General features: G+C 73.3%; 14 protein-coding genes. 11 read left to right on the top strand and 3 right to left on the bottom strand.

What is annotated here, in order from left to right; all coding sequences use genetic code 11:
• Positions 1-25 precede the first annotated feature (25 nt).
• Positions 26-1,471: an alpha/beta hydrolase gene (locus HCN51_RS32815; RefSeq protein ID WP_168014832.1), complete on the bottom strand. Its 1,446-nt coding sequence runs from the start codon at positions 1,469-1,471 to the stop codon at positions 26-28.
• Positions 1,472-1,618: 147 nt separating this feature from the next.
• Between HCN51_RS32815 and HCN51_RS32810 the strand changes: the two genes are divergently transcribed.
• From HCN51_RS32810 to HCN51_RS32795, 4 genes are all read left to right on the top strand, one after another.
• Positions 1,619-3,127: an amino acid permease gene (locus HCN51_RS32810; RefSeq protein ID WP_168014830.1), complete on the top strand. Its 1,509-nt coding sequence runs from the start codon at positions 1,619-1,621 to the stop codon at positions 3,125-3,127.
• A gap of 23 nt (positions 3,128-3,150) precedes the next feature.
• The gene (locus tag HCN51_RS32805; RefSeq protein WP_168014828.1) at positions 3,151-3,819 is read left to right on the top strand and encodes a GNAT family N-acetyltransferase; all 669 of its coding nucleotides are present in this window, start codon (positions 3,151-3,153) and stop codon (positions 3,817-3,819) included.
• A 133-nt stretch (positions 3,820-3,952) separates the two neighbouring features.
• Positions 3,953-5,068 carry an alkaline phosphatase PhoX gene (locus tag HCN51_RS32800; protein WP_168014826.1) on the top strand — a complete coding sequence of 372 codons (1,116 nt, stop codon included), beginning with the start codon at positions 3,953-3,955 and terminating at the stop codon, positions 5,066-5,068.
• A 147-nt stretch (positions 5,069-5,215) separates the two neighbouring features.
• Entirely contained in the window at positions 5,216-6,079 is an 864-nt protein-coding gene (locus HCN51_RS32795; protein WP_080044474.1) for an SGNH/GDSL hydrolase family protein, read from the top strand.
• A 34-nt stretch (positions 6,080-6,113) separates the two neighbouring features.
• Here the strand turns inward: HCN51_RS32795 and HCN51_RS62505 are convergent, their stop codons facing one another.
• Both HCN51_RS62505 and HCN51_RS61605 read right to left on the bottom strand, forming a co-directional pair.
• The gene (locus HCN51_RS62505) at positions 6,114-7,301 is read right to left on the bottom strand and encodes an RsbRD N-terminal domain-containing protein (RefSeq protein WP_168014824.1); all 1,188 of its coding nucleotides are present in this window, start codon (positions 7,299-7,301) and stop codon (positions 6,114-6,116) included.
• Positions 7,302-7,424: 123 nt separating this feature from the next.
• Complete coding sequence (locus HCN51_RS61605) at positions 7,425-7,556, bottom strand: hypothetical protein (RefSeq protein ID WP_277350152.1); 132 nt, start codon at positions 7,554-7,556, stop codon at positions 7,425-7,427.
• A 349-nt stretch (positions 7,557-7,905) separates the two neighbouring features.
• On the opposite strand from HCN51_RS61605, the gene HCN51_RS32785 reads away from it, so the two are divergent.
• Genes HCN51_RS32785 through HCN51_RS32755 form a run of 7 tightly spaced genes read left to right on the top strand, consistent with a single transcriptional unit; the run spans position 7,906 to position 16,201 of the window.
• Positions 7,906-10,434 carry a glycoside hydrolase family 9 protein gene (locus tag HCN51_RS32785; RefSeq protein WP_168014822.1) on the top strand — a complete coding sequence of 843 codons (2,529 nt, stop codon included), beginning with the start codon at positions 7,906-7,908 and terminating at the stop codon, positions 10,432-10,434.
• A 57-nt stretch (positions 10,435-10,491) separates the two neighbouring features.
• A complete protein-coding gene (locus tag HCN51_RS32780) occupies positions 10,492-10,815 on the top strand; it encodes a PadR family transcriptional regulator (RefSeq protein ID WP_168014820.1) in 324 nt (107 codons plus the stop codon).
• On the top strand, positions 10,812-11,696 hold the full coding sequence (locus HCN51_RS32775; protein WP_168014818.1) for a hypothetical protein: 885 nt from the start codon (positions 10,812-10,814) through the stop codon (positions 11,694-11,696). Before HCN51_RS32780 ends, HCN51_RS32775 begins: the two co-directional genes overlap by 4 nt.
• A 34-nt stretch (positions 11,697-11,730) precedes the next feature.
• Entirely contained in the window at positions 11,731-12,618 is an 888-nt protein-coding gene (locus HCN51_RS32770; RefSeq protein ID WP_168014816.1) for a hypothetical protein, read from the top strand.
• 10 nt (positions 12,619-12,628) lie between these two features.
• The gene (locus tag HCN51_RS32765; RefSeq protein WP_168014814.1) at positions 12,629-14,350 is read left to right on the top strand and encodes a peptidoglycan-binding protein; all 1,722 of its coding nucleotides are present in this window, start codon (positions 12,629-12,631) and stop codon (positions 14,348-14,350) included.
• Positions 14,343-15,020, top strand: coding sequence for an ABC transporter ATP-binding protein (locus HCN51_RS32760; protein ID WP_168014812.1), 678 nt, complete (start codon positions 14,343-14,345; stop codon positions 15,018-15,020). The genes HCN51_RS32765 and HCN51_RS32760 overlap by 8 nt, the downstream gene beginning before the upstream one ends.
• A complete protein-coding gene (locus HCN51_RS32755; RefSeq protein ID WP_080044466.1) occupies positions 15,020-16,201 on the top strand; it encodes an ABC transporter permease in 1,182 nt (393 codons plus the stop codon). Before HCN51_RS32760 ends, HCN51_RS32755 begins: the two co-directional genes overlap by 1 nt.
• The last annotated feature ends 9 nt before the right edge of the window (positions 16,202-16,210 follow it).

Raw genomic sequence — 16,210 nt, 5'->3', positions numbered from 1 at the left:
ATCTCCCAACCGCGTAAGGGACACGTCAGCAGAGCTTGTCCTGCCCCGGCAGCACGCCCGTGACCAGGAACTCCGTCACCGCCGCGTCGCCGCAGGCGTTGCCGTTGGCCAGGTAGCTGCCGTGCCCGCCGGAGTCCACGGCCACCATGCGCGCCCGCGCGCCGAACGCCTCCCGCATCTTCAGCGCCCCGCTGTACGGCGTGGACGGGTCCCGCAGGTTCTGCACCAGCAGGACGTTCGCCGGGCCGCGCGAGGTCACCCGCACCGGGCGCTCGGCCGGACGGTACGGCCAGGAAGCACACGGCCCGATGTTGACCGGCATGCCCGCCGTGAGCGGGTACGCCGCCCGGTCCCGCGCGACCAGCCGCTCGTGCCGCGCGATCGAGGAAGGCCATTCGACGTCGTTGCAGAGCGTGGCCGCGGAGGAGGCGGCGCTGTTCTGCATGACGGCCGCGGGCGGCGTGGCGGCGGCCGGCAGCGGCGTCCCGGCCAGCGCCGCCTTCATCAGCGCCGCCAGGCCGGGGAAGCCGCTGTCGGAGTACAGGGCGTTCAGCATGCTCTCGCGCAGGGCGTTGCCGGTCAGCCGCGGCGGGTTGGCGCCGGGCCACGGCAGCGGCTCGCGGTCGAGCCGCCCGGCCAGGGCCAGGAACGTGCGGCGGACCTCCGCGGCGTCCGCGCCCAGGCCGTACTCGGCATCGTGCCCGGCCGCCCACGCCGCGAAGTCGGGGAAGCGGTCCTCCACACCCACCGAGTAGTTGGCCAGCCAGGCGCGCGCCACCCTGGCCGGATCAGGGTCGTCGTTGCTGTCCAGGACGACCCGGTCGGTCCGCTCGGGGAACATCGTGGCGTACACCGCGCCCGCGTACGTGCCGTACGAGACGCCCCAGTAGGACAGGCGGCGCTCGCCGAGCGCCTTCCTGATCGCGTCCATGTCCCTGGCCTCGTTGCGGGTGCTGATGTGGCGCAGCAGCGGGCCGCCGTTCCGCGCGCACGCCTCGGCGATCCGCCGGGACCAGGCGGCGTTCTCCGCGATGCCGCCGTCCGCCGCCGGGTAGGGCTTCAACCGGGTGAAGGCCAGGTCCGCCTCATCGAGGCCGCAGCTCACCGGGGTGCTGGCGCCGACGCCGCGCGGGTCGAAGCCGACCAGGTCGTAGCGGTCGAGCACGTCCTTCGGCAGGCGGGAGACGTACGTGGCCGGGCGGGACAGGCCGGGGCTGCCGGGACCGCCGGGGACGAGCAGCAGCACGCCGCGGCGCAGCTGCGGCCGGGCCGTCCTGATCCGGGAGACGGCCAGCGAGATCGAGCCCTTGGCCGGAGCGGCGTAGTCGAGCGGCACCTCGATCGTGGCGCACTCCTGGCGCGGGTCGGAGCCCGCCGCGCAGGGGCCCCACGTGGTGGCGGCCGTGGCGGGAGCGGTCAGGGCGGTCAGGGTGACGGCGGCGGTCGCGCCGATCGCGAGCAGGTGTTTCATGGGGACAAGCCTGCTGGTCAGAGCAGATCTCTCACCATGGAGGCGATCACCGATCACCCATGACGTCGTCACGAACCGGACACCCGTGAACAAGGGGTGACCCGCGCGGTGCTGGCCGGGCCCGGCGATCGGCCGCACCATACGGGGGTGTCGCATCCCCCGGAAGCAAGCAAGCCGCCGACCGCCCAGAGCGGCGCCGGGCCCGCCCCGGTGAGCCGCGCTCTCGCCGCCGACCGGCTCGGCGCGCCCACTGTCGTCTACTTCGTCCTGTCGGCCGCCGCGCCCCTCACCGTCGTCGCCGGCGTCGTCACCACCGGCTACGCCGTCACCGGGATCACCGGGCTGCCCGTCGCCTTCCTGGTCGTGGGCGTCGTGCTGGCGGTCTTCGCCGTCGGGTACGTCGCGATGGCCCGCCACCTGGCCAACGCCGGCGCGTTCTACACCTACGTCACCAGGGGGCTCGGCCGCCCCGCCGGGATCGCGGCCGCATGGGTGGCGCTCATCGCGTACAACACGCTGCAGGTGGCGCTCTACGGCGCCTTCGGCGTGGCGGCGGCGCCGCTGTTCGAGCGGTGGCTGGGCGTCACGCCCGCCTGGTGGGCGCTCTCGCTGGCCGCCTGGGCGCTCGTCGCGGCGCTCGGCCTGATGCGGGTGGACGTCAACGGCCGCCTGCTGGCCGTGCTGCTGACCGCCGAGGTGGCCGTCATCCTGCTGTTCGACCTGGCCGACCTGGCCAACCCGGCCGCCGCCGGCTACGCCACCGGGACGCTGTCGCCGGCCGCGCTGTTCGTGCCGGGCGTGGGGGCGCTGCTGGTGCTGGCCACGCTCGGGTTCGTCGGGTTCGAGTCGTCGGTGGTGTTCTCCGAGGAGAGCCGGGAGCCGCGCCGGACGGTGCCGCTGGCCACGTACGCGTCCGTGGCGATCATCGCGCTCGTGTACGCCCTGTCGTCGTGGGCCATGACCGTCGCCACCGGGCCGGACGCCATCGTCGCCACCGCCCGCCGCGACCAGGCCGACACCATCTTCGTGCTGGCCGAGACGCACCTCGGCCCCGTCGTCGTGGACGTCGCCCGGGTGCTGTTCACCACCAGCGTCCTCGCCGCGATGATCTCCTTCCACAACACCACCGCCCGCTACTTCTTCGCGCTCGGCCGCGAGCGCGTGCTGCCCGCCGTCTTCGGCCGCACGCGGGCCCGCAGCGGCGCGCCCCAGGCCGGCTCGATCGCCCAGAGCGTGCTCGGCCTGGCCACGATCACGCTGTACGCGCTCCTCGGCCTCGACCCGCTCGTGCAGCTCTTCTTCTACGGCGGCTCCTTCGGCGGCCTCGGCGTGCTGCTGCTGATCTTCGTGACCTCCGTCGCGGTCATCACCTTCTTCGCCAGGCGGCCCAGCGGCGAGACGCTCGGCCGGCGGGTGATCGCGCCGGTGCCGGCCGCGATCGCGCTGGCCGTGATGGTGTGGTTCGCGCTCGACAACTTCTGGGCGCTGCTCGGCGTGCCCCAGGGCGACCCCCTGGCCTGGGCCCTGCCCGCCGTCTACGCGGTCGCCGCGGTGCTCGGAGTGGTGTGGGCGTTCGTGCTGCGTGCCGGGCGACCCGCCGTTTACGCTGCGGTGGGGATGGGCGCCAAGGCGGCCACCGTCCCCGACGGCGCATGATCGACGAGAGGAGATTGGGGCCGATGGGAGAGACCTACGAGGCCGGCCGGGCGACGCGCGAGGCGTTCGGGCCCTGGCCGGTGTACCACCGCGAGAGCGGCGCCGCGTTCGCGTTACGACCCGCCGTCCGCCTGGCCACGGCCGACGACGCCCAGCAGGTCGCCGAGCTGATCGCCACCGCGTTCTCCGGGCTGCGGCCGATGGCCTACCTGGTGCCCGACCGCAGGGCGCGGCACCGCGTCATCGCCGCCGGCTTCCGCATCTTCGTCGAGCACGCCGTCGAGCACGGCGAGATCCACCTCATCGACGACGGCCCCGCCGTGGCCGTGTGGTTCCCCTACACCTCGCCGCTGCCCGCCCCCGCCGACTACGAGCGCCGGCTCGCCGAGGCCACCGGCGAGTGGGCCGAGCGGTTCCGCGTCCTCGACGGGCTGTTCGAGCAGAACCACCCCGCCGAGCCGCACCAGCACCTCGCGTTCCTGGCGGTGCACCCCGACCGGCAGAACGAGGGCCTCGGCACCGCCCTGCTCCACTACCAGCACGCCCGGCTCGACGGGCTGCCCGCGTACCTGGAGGCCAGCGACCCGCGCAACCGGGACCTCTACGCGCGGCACGGGTACCAGGCGCGGCAGCCGTTCGCCCTGCCGGACGGCGCCCTGTACTGGCCGATGTGGCGGCCCGGAACTGTCTGATGTGTTCGTGAGGCGCGTTTGTGAGGCGTCACAGATTTGACCGCCGACATTTACTCCGCTGTCCAGTTCACAGAATGACGAGCATGGCTCATCGTGTGTCTGCGAATCCAACCGCGACCACGGGAGAGCCCACATGCGCCGCCGTACCTTCCTGACTGCCCTGCCCGCGTCGGTCGCGTTCTCGGGGGCGGTGTGGCATGAGGCCGTGGCGTCGGTGAGCGCCGGCGACAGCCCGTACGGGCCGCTCGGCGCCCCCGACGCCAACGGCATGGCGTTACCCGCCGGCTTCACCGGCCGCGTCATCGCCAGGTCCGGCCACAGCGTCGGCGGCACGCTCTGGCACCCCGCCCCCGACGGCGGCGCCTGCTTCGCCGACGGCACCGGCTGGATCTACGTCTCCAACTCCGAGGTGCCGCTCGTCGGGGGCGCCTCGGCGATCAGGTTCAGGGCCGACGGGTCGATCGAGCGCGCGTACCGGATCCTCAGCGGCACGAACCTCAACTGCGCCGGCGGCGCGACCCCCTGGAACACCTGGCTGTCGTGCGAGGAGATCTTCCGCGGCCGGGTCCACGAGACCGACCCGTACGGCGCCCGCGCCGCCCAGCCCCGCCCCGCCATGGGTCGCTTCAAGCACGAGGCCGCCGCCTGCGACCCCGACCACCGCGTCATCTACCTCACCGAGGACGAGAGCGACGGCTGCTTCTACCGGTTCACGCCCACGACCTGGGGCGAGCTGTCCAGCGGGCGGCTGGAGGTGCTGTGCGGCGACGGCGTCCCCTGGCGCGAGGTGCCCGACCCCACGCCCGGCGTGCTGGCCCGCCAGACCCGGCACCAGGTGCCGGAGGCCAGGCACTTCAACGGCGGCGAGGGCTGCCACTACGCCGCCGGCGTCTGCTACTTCACCGCCAAGGGCGACCGCAAGGTGTGGGCGTACGACACCGCCCGCCAGACCGTCACCGCGATCTACGACGGCACCGGCACGCTCGACGGCGTCGACAACATCACCGGCCAGAAGGGCGATCTCTACGTGGCCGAGGACGGCGGCAACATGGAGATCAACATCATCACGCCCGACGGCGTCGTCGCCCCGATCATGCGCCTCGACGGGCAGGCGCGGTCGGAGATCACCGGGCCCGCGTTCTCACCCGACGGGACGCGGCTCTACTTCTCCTCCCAGCGCGGCACCAGCGGCGAGACCGCCGGCACCGGCGGCATCACCTACGAGGTGACCGGCCCCTTCCGCCGCTGACCCCGCCGCGGCCCCCACCGCAGGCACAAACACAAACACAACCACAGACACAGACGCGGGCACGGGCGCAAACCTCGGCCGCTGGGCCCGCACCTCCCCCAGACCACGGATTCCGCACCCCCCACCCCCAGCCGGAAGGAGTCCACCATGGTCCGCCGCACGCTCCTCCTCCTCACCCCGCTCCTCCTCGCCCTCTCCCTGGCCCCGCCCGCGCACGCGGCCCAGGCCGAGGTGTACGTCGCGCTGGGCGACTCGGCCGCCGCCGGCCCCCTGGTGCCCAACCAGATCCACCTCGGCTGCCTGCGCTCCGACCACAACTACCCCCGCCTGACGGCCCAGGCCATCGGCGCCGCCACCTTCCGCGACGCGACCTGCTCCGGCGCCGAGACCGAGGACATGTACCAGCCGCAGAGCACCGAGCTCGGCGACGTGCCGCCCCAGCTCGACGCGCTCACCCCCGACACCACCCTGGTCACCGTGCAGATCGGCGCGAACGACGTCGGGCTGACCGACTTCATCGAGGACTGCCTCAACCTGCTGCCCCCGCCGATCGGCGACGCCTGCAACGACGACTACAACGTGGGCGGCCAGGACAAGTGGCGGGTCGACACCGACGCGCTGCGCCCCCACCTGACGACCCTCGTCTCCGACATCCGCGCCCGCGCCCCCCAGGCCAGGATCTTCATGGTCGGGTACGGCACGTACGCGCGGCCCGACGGCTGCTACCCGCGCGTCCCGATCATCAAGGCGGACGCCAACTACATCAGGGCCACCCTCATGTACTTCAACCAGATGCTGGCCGAGCAGGCCGCCGCGGCCGGCGTCGGCTTCATCGACCTGCAGACCCCGAGCGTCGGCCACGACCCGTGCGCCTCGTCCTCGACGCGGTGGATCGAGCCGTACGTGCCCGCCTCGCCGGCCGCGCCGTTCCACCCGAACGCGGCGGGCATGCGCGGCTTCGCCGGCGTCGTGACCGCCGCCGTCACGGGCGCCGTCACGGGCGCCTTGTGAGCCGGCGCGCCGCTCGCCGCCGTCACGGGCGCCGTCACGGGCGCCTTGTGAGGCGGCGGGCCGCGAGCGCGGCCCCGATCCGCTGCAGGTGGGCCGGGTCCATCGGGTCCAGCCCGGTCAGGACGACGACCCTGCGCAGGCGGTAGTCGACCGTGTTCGGGTGCACGTGCAGCAGCTCCGCGGTGCGCCGCCGGTCCAGGCCCGTGTCCAGGTACGCCGTCAGCGTCCTGAGCAGGTCGGGGTTGTCGAGCAGCGGGTCGAGCAGGCCCGCCAGCAGCGCCGTCGCCTGGCTCGACCGGGTGAGCTGGTATTCGAGCAGCACGTCGGCCAGCCGGTAGCCGCCCGGCGGCTGCTCGAAGACCCGTACCACCTCCAGCACCTCCTCCACCAGCCGCGCCGCCGCCGGCACCCTCTGCGGCGGCGCGCACTCGGCGGCCAGCCACACCGGCACCCCCGCCGCCTTGCCCGCCACCTCCGCCAGCTCGCCCGGCTCCGGCTCCGCCCCCTGCACCGGCACCAGCACCAGCCCGCCCGTCGGGTCGAGCGCGGGCAGCACCGGCTCCGCCGCGTACCGCTGCAACGCCGTGCGCAGCCGGTGCAGCTTGCGCCGCCCCGCGACCGGCGCGCCCGGCCCGTCCTCGTCGGGATGCCGCCCCGCCGCGACCGCCAGCACCAGGTACCGCGGCGGCAGCCGCACCCCGGCCAGCGCCGCGCGGTCCCCCGCGAGCAGCGCGGCGACGGTGGCGTGCATGGCGTGCTGCTCCTGGCTGAGCAGGCTCTCCCGCTCCTCCAGGTACGCCGAGCAGACGGCGGCCGTGGCGGCCTCCATGTAGAGCAGCACGATCCGGCCGGCCTCCAGCACGTCGCCCAGGTCGTCCGGCCCCGCCCGCGCGAACAGCCGCTCGCACACCATCCGCGCCCCCAGGTGGTAGGCCGCGAGCAGCGCTTCCAGCGGCACCCCCTCCTGGGCGCGGCGGGCCGCCGACTCCCGCAACGGCGCCAGGTCCGCCCTGGCCGGCGGGCGGCGCTCGCGGAAGGCACGGGAGATCAGGCGCAGGTTGTGCTCCGTGATGGCCGTGATGTCGCCGTCCAGCTCCTCCTCCGGCAGCCGGCGGTAGACGGGCAGCTGCTCGGCGAAGCCCCGTACGAGCCGCCTGGCCAGCTTGGCGGTCTGGCGGTCGAGCAACTCGTGCAGCGGGCGCCCCGCCAGGGTGAGGACCACGCTCGAACCCTCCCAGATCCCCGCGCGCCGGAGAAGGCCCCGCCGGGGAGGGGATCCGGCGGGGCCCGCCGGCCTACTGACGGGTCAGCTTCAGCCAGACCGTGTACGACCACGTGCTCGACTTCAGCACGCTCTGCTCCACGTAGGTCTCCCCTCGTCGAGGTCGTCGCAGTGGTAGCCGTGGGCCCACGCGTTCCCCAGGTCCAGGCCGCCGGTGGTGATGGGCGGGTCGAACTCGCGCAGGTTGAAGGTCACGTTGCCGGTCCGGGTGACGATCGTCTGCCGGTTGCCGAAGTCGGAACCCGGGCGCGGCGGCCCGGCTCGGCTGGGCTCGTGCCCTCGTCCTGGAGGCCGCCGGCCGCCCGGGCGGGGCGCGGAAGGCGGCCGAGCAGGCGCGGGCCACGGCGATCCGCCTGTCCGCCCCGTACGATCAGCGCAGGTCAGAGGCGATCCTCCAGCGCCTGCACGGTTGATGTCCATGAAAGTTTCACGATTCTGGGCGGTCCGGTGTGCGCAGCCGTTGACGGGGCGGCGGCGGGAAAGGAGGATCGGAATCCGCGCTGTTTTTGGGAGCGCTCCCAATCCTTCGCCCTCAAGGACCTCCATGACCCGATACCGGGCCGCCTTACTGGCCCTTCTCACCATGGTCGCCCTGTCCCCCGCCCCGGCCGCGCTGGCCGAGGACGAGGGGCCCGAGCAGATCGTCAACGGCACCTTCGACGCCGGCACCGCCCCCTGGTGGAGCACCGGCAACACCGCCCTCACCGTCCAGGACGGGCGGGCCTGCGCCGACATCCCCGGCGGCACCGCCAATCCGTGGGACGTCATCATCGGCCAGAACGACCTCCCGCTGGTGGAGGGCGAGACGTACGCCTACCGGTTCTTCGCCTCGGCGACCCCGGCCAAGGTCGGCAAGGCGCTGATCCAGCTCCCGGTGGACCCCTGGACGCAGTACCTGTCGGCCGCGCCGGAGATGAGCGTCTCGGGCAACAGCTACTCCTACACGTTCACCGCGCCCGTGTCGCTGCCGAACGCGCAGGTCGTCTTCCAGTTGGGCGGCAGCGCCGAGCCTTGGAGGTTCTGCATGGACGACGTGTCGCTCAAGGGCGGCGCCGAGCCCGAGGTGTACGAGCCGGACACCGGCCCGCGCGTGCGCGTGAACATGGTGGGGTACCTGCCGGCGGGCCCGAAGAAGGCCACGCTGGTGACGGAGGCGACCGAGCCCCTGGAGTGGGAGCTGAAGAACGCCGACAAGGAGACGGTGGCGAAGGGGAAGACCGTCCCCAGGGGTGTGGACGCCAGCTCGGGCCAGAACGTCCACACGCTCGACTTCAGCGCCTACCACAAGGCGGGCGAGGACTACACGCTGACGGCCGACGGCGAGACGAGCAGGCCCTTCGACATCGCGGCGGACCTGTACGAGCAACTGCCGGTGGACGCGCTGAAGTTCTACTACACGCAGCGCAGCGGCATCGAGATCCGCGACGACCTGCGGCCCGGCTACGGCCGCCCCGCCGGTCACGTGGGCGTGGCGCCGAACCAGGGTGACGTGAACGTGCCGTGCCAGCCGGGCGTCTGCGACTACAGCCTGAACGTCAAGGGCGGCTGGTACGACGCCGGCGACCACGGCAAGTACGTGGTCAACGGCGGCATCTCGGTCCACCAGCTCATGGCGACGTACGAGCGGGACAAGGCCGCGTTCGGCGACGGCCAGCTCGCCATCCCGGAGAGCGGCAACGGCCGGCCGGACATCCTGGACGAGGCCCGCTGGGAGCAGGAGTTCCTGCTGAGCATGCAGGTGCCGGACGGCAAGCCGTTCGAGGGCATGGCGCACCACAAGATCCACGACCGGAACTGGACGGGCCTGCCGCTGCTGCCGCACCTGGACCCGCAGCCGCGCGAGCTGCACCCGCCGTCCACGGCGGCCACGCTGAACCTGGCGGCGACGGCCGCGCAGGCGGCCCGCCTGTTCGCCCCGTACGACGCCGAGTTCGCGGCGCGGAACCTGAAGGCGGCCCGCAAGGCGTGGGCGGCGGCCAAGGCGAACCCGGACAAGTACGCGGACCCGAACGACGGGGTCGGCGGCGGCGCCTACAACGACGGCGACGTGAGCGACGAGTTCTACTGGGCGGCGGCGGAGCTGTTCATCACGACGGGCGAGAAGGAGTTCAGGGACTTCGTGCTGGCCTCGCCGCACCACACCGGCGACATCTGGCGCGAGCGCGGCTTCGACTGGGGCAACACGGCGCAGCTCGGCCGCCTGGAGCTGGCGACCGTCCCGAACGCGCTGCCGGACCGGGACCGGGTGCGGCGCTCGGTGGTCGAGGGCGCGGAGAAGTATCTGGCGACGCAGCAGGCGCACCCGTACGGCCTGCCGTACAACCCGCCGGACTTCGACTGGGGCTCCAACAACCTGGTGCTGAACAACATGGTGGTCATGGCCACCGCGTACGACCTGACCGGCCAGGAGAAGTACCGGGCGGCGGTGCGTGAGGGCATGGACTACATCCTGGGCCGCAACGCGCTCAACCAGTCGTACGTGACCGGCTACGGCGAGGTGGCCTCGAAGAACCAGCACAGCCGCTGGTACGCCCACCAGCTCGACGCGTCCCTGCCGAACCCGCCGCGCGGCACCCTGGCCGGCGGCCCGAACTCGGCCATCCAGGACCCGCTCGCGCAGCGCCTGCTGAAGGGCTGCAAGCCGCAGTTCTGCTACGTCGACCACATCGAGTCGTGGGCGACGAACGAGCTGACCATCAACTGGAACTCGCCGCTGGCCTGGGTCTCGGCGTTCCTGGCCGACGAGGGCGGGCGCGCCGACTGCCGGGTCAGGTACACGGCGCACGGCTCGTGGCCGGGCGGGTTCACGGCGCAGGTCGAGATCGAGAACACTGGCAAGCAGGTCGTGGACGGCTGGAGCCTGCGCTGGTCGTTCCTGAGCGGCCAGCGGGCCGGGCACGCCTGGGGCGCCGAGCTGGCGCAGTCGGGCTCGGTGGTGACGGCGAAGGATCTGCGCTGGAACGGGAAGATCAAGCCGGGGCAGAAGGTGACGTTCGGCTTCAACGGCACGAACGCCTCCGGCCCCAACCCGGCGCCTGAGGTGTTCCACCTCAACGGCGTGCGCTGCAAGTAGGCACGTGGGTCCCCTGGGCGTTGCGGACGCTTCGTTGAACGGAATACTGTCGTCCCCATGCCCAGGGGAACCTCTGAAGTGAGCGAGCCGATGTACTTCGTGCTCACTGCCCTCCGCGCCGGCCCGCTGCACGGGCACGCGATCAGCAAGGCGATCAAGGAGCTGTCGCGGGGGCGGGTCCAGCCGTCCGTGGGCACGCTCTACGGCATCCTGGAGCGGCTGAACGAGCGGGGCGTGATCACCGTCGACCGCGAGGAGACGGTCAACGGCCGCAACCGGCGCTACTTCAGGATCACCCCGGACGGCCAGGCGCTGGTGGAGGCCGAGGCCAGGCGGATGCAGGAGGCGGCGGCCCTGGTCCTGCGCCCGTCCGGCGCATGACACCTCTCGAACGGCGTTACCGCAGGCTGTTGCTGGCCTATCCGCGCGCGTACCGGCGCGAGCACGGCGACGAACTGCTCGACGTGCTCCTGGAGGACGCCGCCCCGGGCCGCAGGATCCCGGTGCTCAGGGAGGCGTGGGGGCTGCTGCTGGGCGGAGTGCGCAGCCGGATCGTGCACCAGGCGACCGGCAGCGCCTGGGTGGACGGCCTGCATCTGGGCGTCACGGCCGTCGCGGCGGTGAACCTGGCGGCGCTGCTGCCGTACGCGCAGGCGCTGCCGCTGTGGACGCTGCTGTCGGCGCTGGCGCTGCTGGCGATCCTGCGGGGCTGGTTGCGGACGGCGTTCCCGCTCACGCTCGTCGCCGGCGTGAAGGCGGTGGGGCTGGCGGCGGGTGTGCAGACGTTCGGCGTGACCGTGCTGCCCGTCCCGCCGAACGCGCTCGGCGACCGCGCCCTGTTCGAGACGAGCGATCCGGCCCTGGTGGCGGCCGGTTACGCGATCGTCCTGATCGGCCTGGTGGTGCTGGTGTCGTCCCGGCGGCCGGTGCGTGCCAGGTCGTGGTGGTGGTGGGCGGCGGCCGGGCTGGCGGCGTGGGCCGGTCCCCTGTGGATGCCGGAAGGCACGCGGGACCCGATCAGCCTGAGCAGGCTGGCCGTGGAGGCGGCGGCGATGGGGCTGGGGGCGATGGGCGGCTATCTGGCGCGCGATCACCGCTGGGCGCTGGCGTCGGGCGTCTACCTGGTGACGGTCTGCGGCGAGCTGGCCCTGTACTCGGACTACCTCACCCGGCAGCACCTCGCCTACCTGGGCGTTCTCCTGCTGCTGACGCTGGCCGCCGCGTTCGCCCCCTTCCGCCAGCGGCGGCACTGCCTGGATTGACCATGCTCCGTTTAACGGAGTATGGTCTGCTGCCATGCTGAAGCGATCCCACCTGGCCCTTGCCGTGGCGTTCTCGGCGGCCGTGCTCTGCGGTTGCGGGGGCGCCGCCGAGCCTGCCGCGAGCCCCACGGCGAGCGCCGCGGCCAAGGACAAGCGGAACCAGTTCGAGGCGGCCAAGGCCGACTGCATGAAGCAGAAGGGCTTCAAGTACGTGCCGTACGTGCGGCCGACGGAGCCGGCCAGCGAGGACGAGCGCCTGCGCGACTCTGGCGATTACCAGGCAATGCTGAAATATCGTCAGAAGTACGGGTTCGGGGTGTTCGCCGTGCACGTCTACCCCAAGGAGATCCAGGGCCCGGGCTCCGAGCTGCCCGTCCCCGACCCGAACGCCGACATCCAGGGCTCCCTGTCCAGCGCCCAGCTCGACGCCTACAACGAGGCCAAGAACGCCTGCATGGCCGTCGTCGGCAAGCAGGTGCTCGGCCTGGACCTGAAGTCGAACATCGACTACTTCAACCACATGGCCCTGGCCCACCGGCGCGCCAAGACCGCCGAGCTCGACGGCGACCCCGGCCTGGTGGAGCTGGCCGCCACCATGAGCACCTGCCTCAAGGGCAAGGGCTACCGGGTCTCCGACACCAAGCCGTCGGCCGTCGCGCGCCGCGGCGAGAACGAGTTCATGGAGCGGCAGAGCGCCATCGGCCGCGAGCAGGACCCCAAGATGGCCGGCGGCCCGAAGCTGACCAAGAACACCAAGCAGCTCGTCATGCCGACGCTCACCCCGCAGCAGGCCCGCCCGTACCTGGACAAGGAGATCAAGGCCGCCCTCGACGACCTGGAGTGCGGCAAGGACTTCTACGCGGCCTACGCCCCCAAGGCGGCCGAGGTCCAGCGGCGGGTCAACGACGAGTTCGCGTTCTGACGACCCCGCCATGAAGAAGCTCCTCGCCGGGGTCGTCGCCGGCGTCGTGGTCGTCGCCGGGGCCGGCTGGGCGGTCGGCTCCCGGCTGCGCTCCCCCGCCGACGAGGCGGCCCGCCGGGCCGCGCCCGCCGCCTCCCTCGTCACCGCCGCGGTCGAGCGCCGCAAGCTCGTCAGCACCGTCGTACTCAGCGGCACCGTGGAGTACGGCTCCCCGCTCCCGATCGCCCTGGCCGGCGCCGTGGGCGGCACGGCCGAGCAGCAGCGGGCCACCCGAGCGCCGCGCAAGGGCCGCATCAAGGAGGGCGCCGTGCTGATGGAGGTCAACGGGCGGCCGGTGTTCGCGCTGCGCGGCGCCGTGCCGATGCACCGCACGATCGCCCCCGGCACCAAGGGGGAGGACGTCGAGCAGTTGCAGCGGGCCCTGCGCCGGCTCGGGTACGGCGCGCCGTCCACCGGCGTGTTCGACGGGGCCACGATCGCGGCCGTGACCGGGATGTACGCCAAGAAGGGCTACGAGGCGCAGCAGCCGACGACGACCGACCGGCAGACGTACGACACGCTGCGCAAGGCCGTACGGACGGCGCAGGAGACGCTCGCGACCGAGAAGCAGGCCCTGGACCGGGGCCGGGACGTGCTGCCGCTCAAGGTCCGGCTGGACAATGCCCGCGCGGACCTGAAGGCGGCGCGGGCCGCGCTGGCCGGGGCCGAGTCCCGGGAGCTCACGCCCGCGGACGAGACCAGGCTGGCGGCGGCGGAGTCGGCGGTCCGGGCGGCCGAGGAGCGGCTGGCGGAGGTCGAGCAGGCGCTCACAGCGGCCAGGACCCGGCCGACCAGCACCCCGACCGGCACCCCGCCGGGTACGCCGGTCCCGCAGCCCACCCCGTCCGAGGAGGACACGAGCCTGCTGGAGCTCAAGGTGGCCAACGCCAGGGCGGACCTGGCCGCGGCCCAGGACGCCCTCGACCGGGCGCGGGAGGAGGCGCGCGAGGCCAGGGACGCCAAGCTCGAAGAGCTGCGCAAGGCAGTACGGACGGCGAAGGAGGCGGTGGTCACCGCCGAGCAGGCGCTGCGCCAGGCCAGGCAGCTCTCCCCGGCCCGCCTCAAGGTGGCGCACGCGCGCGAGGACGTCGCGGCGGCCAAGGAGCTGCTGGCCGACTTCGCCCGCACGTACGGCGTGTCGATCCCGCCCGGCGAGGTGGTGTTCCTGCCGAAGCTGCCCGCCCGCGTGCAGAAGGTGTCGGTGAAGGCGGGCCGGCGGGTGGAGGACGAGGTGGCGACCGTGACCAGCTCGACGTTCGCGGTGACGGGGTCGGTGGAGGCGGCCGAGTCGGAGCTGCTGCGGCCCGGGATGGAGGCGACCGTCGAGGTGGACGCGGGCAGGACGTACCCGGCCGTGCTCACCGCCGTCGGGGACAAGGCCAAGCCGCCCGGCGGCGAGGAGGCGCCGGAGGGCTCGCTGCCCGTCCTCATCACGCCGTCCGGGAGCAAGGGTCTGCGGGCCGGCACCGCCGTCACCGCGCGGGTCACCGTCGGGGCCACGGACGAGCCGGTGCTGGTGGTGCCGGTGGCCGCGGTGATCACCTCGGCGGACGGGAAGGCGCGGGTGCGGGTCGAGTACGCCACGGACCGGACCAAGGACGTCGAGGTCCGCACGGGCCTGACGGCGGACGGGAACGTCGAGGTCACCGGCGCGCTCAAGGAGGGCGACCGGGTGGTGATCGGCGATGCCTGAGGGGCCGGTCATCGAGCTGCGCGACGTCTGCAAGCGGTTCCCCGCGCAGCCGCCGGTCCGCGCCCTGCACGAGATCTCGCTCCGCGTGGACCGGGGCGACCACCTGGCGATCGTCGGCCCGTCGGGCTCCGGCAAGTCGACGCTGCTGAACGTCCTGGGGCTCCTGGATCGCCCCACTTCCGGTAGTTACCTCCTGGACGGCACGGAGACCACTACGCTGCGGGACGGAGCCAGGACCCGGTTGCGCGGCGACCGGATCGGCTTCGTCTTCCAGTCCTTCCACCTGCTCCCCCACCGCAGTGTGGTGGAGAACGTGATGCTCGCCGAGCTCTACGGCGCGTGGAAACGCAGGGGCAGGCGGGAGCGGGCCCTGGCGGCGCTGGAGCGGGTGGGCCTCGGACACCGGGCCGGCTTCCTGCCGGGACGGCTTTCCGGGGGCGAACGCCAGCGCGCGGCCATCGCCAGGGCCCTCTTGGGAGCTCCGTCGCTGCTGCTGTGCGACGAGCCCACGGGCAACCTCGACAGCCGCAACACCGAGGCGGTCCTCGACCTGTTCGCCGAGCTGCGGGAGCAGGGGCTGACGATCGTGATCATCACGCACGAGCAGGAGGTCAGCGAGCGGGCCGGGCGCCGCGTGCGAATCACCGACGGCGTCCTGGTGGAGGAGTGATGCACGTACGCGACCTCGCGGGCGAGGCGGTCGCCGGGGTGCTGGCCAGGCCGCTGCGCTCGGCGCTGACCACGCTCGGCACCGTGCTCGGCATCACGACGCTGGTCGTCACGCTCGGCGTGGCCGCGACCGCGGGCAACCAGATCGTCGGCCGGTTCGACGAGCTGGTCGCCACCGCCATCACTGTGGAGGTGCCGGGCACCACGACCGGCCCGCCGCTGGTGAGCTGGGACGCGGTGGAGCGGGTGACCAGGCTGCGCGGCGTGGAGTCGGCCGCCGCGGTGGCCGACGCGGCCGAGGGCACCAACCTGTCCGTACGCTCCAACGACCTCGTGGACCCCACCCGGGTCACCACGCAGTCCCTGACCGTGCTGGCGGCCACGCCCGGCCTGCCCGAGGCGGCGCGCGGCCGGATGACGCAGGGCCGCTTCTACGACGACGGGCACGTCAGGCGGGGTGACCGGGTGGCGGTGCTCGGCGACGAGGCGGCCAGGATGCTGGGCGTCACCCGGCTCGACCGGGCGCCGGCGATCTTCATCGGGAAGCACGCGTACACGGTGATCGGCATCCTCGGCGACCTGCGCCGCGAGCGGGACCTGCGCACCGCCGTGGTGGTGCCGCCCACGGCGGGCCGCCAGTTCGGGCTGCGCGACGTCACGAGGGTGCTGGTGAACACCAGCCTGGGCGCCGCCGGCCTGATCGCCGGCCAGGCGCCGTCGGCGCTCAGCCCCGGCAACGGCGACCTGCTCCAGGTGATCTCCCCGCCGAGCCCGACCCGGGCGCGGGACGGCGCGCAGGACGACGTCAACGCGCTGTTCCTGATCCTCGGCCTGGTCTCGCTGGTCGTCGGCGCCGTCGGCATCGCCAACGTGACGCTGGTGACGGTGATGGAGCGCGTCCAGGAGATCGGCCTGCGCCGCTCGCTGGGCGCGGCCCGGCGGCACATCGCGGCGCAGTTCCTGCTGGAGTCCACGCTCATCGGGCTGACCGGCGGCGTGATCGGGGCCGCCCTCGGCGTGGTCGCGGTGGTCGCGGTGTCGGCGGTCAAGCAGTGGACGCCGCTGCTGGACGTGCGGCTGGCGGTCGCCGCGCCGGTCGCGGGAGCCCTGGTGGGGCTGCTGGCCGGGCTCTACCCGGCGCTGCGCGCGGCCAGGATGGAGCCCGTCGACGCGCTCAGGTGAGCCGATCGG

This window comes from Nonomuraea composti, from assembly GCF_012034275.1.
GTDB lineage: Bacteria > Actinomycetota > Actinomycetes > Streptosporangiales > Streptosporangiaceae > Nonomuraea > Nonomuraea composti.
The sequence above is the reverse complement of the archived record's forward strand: the minus strand, read 5'-3'. Positions and strand labels throughout refer to the sequence as shown.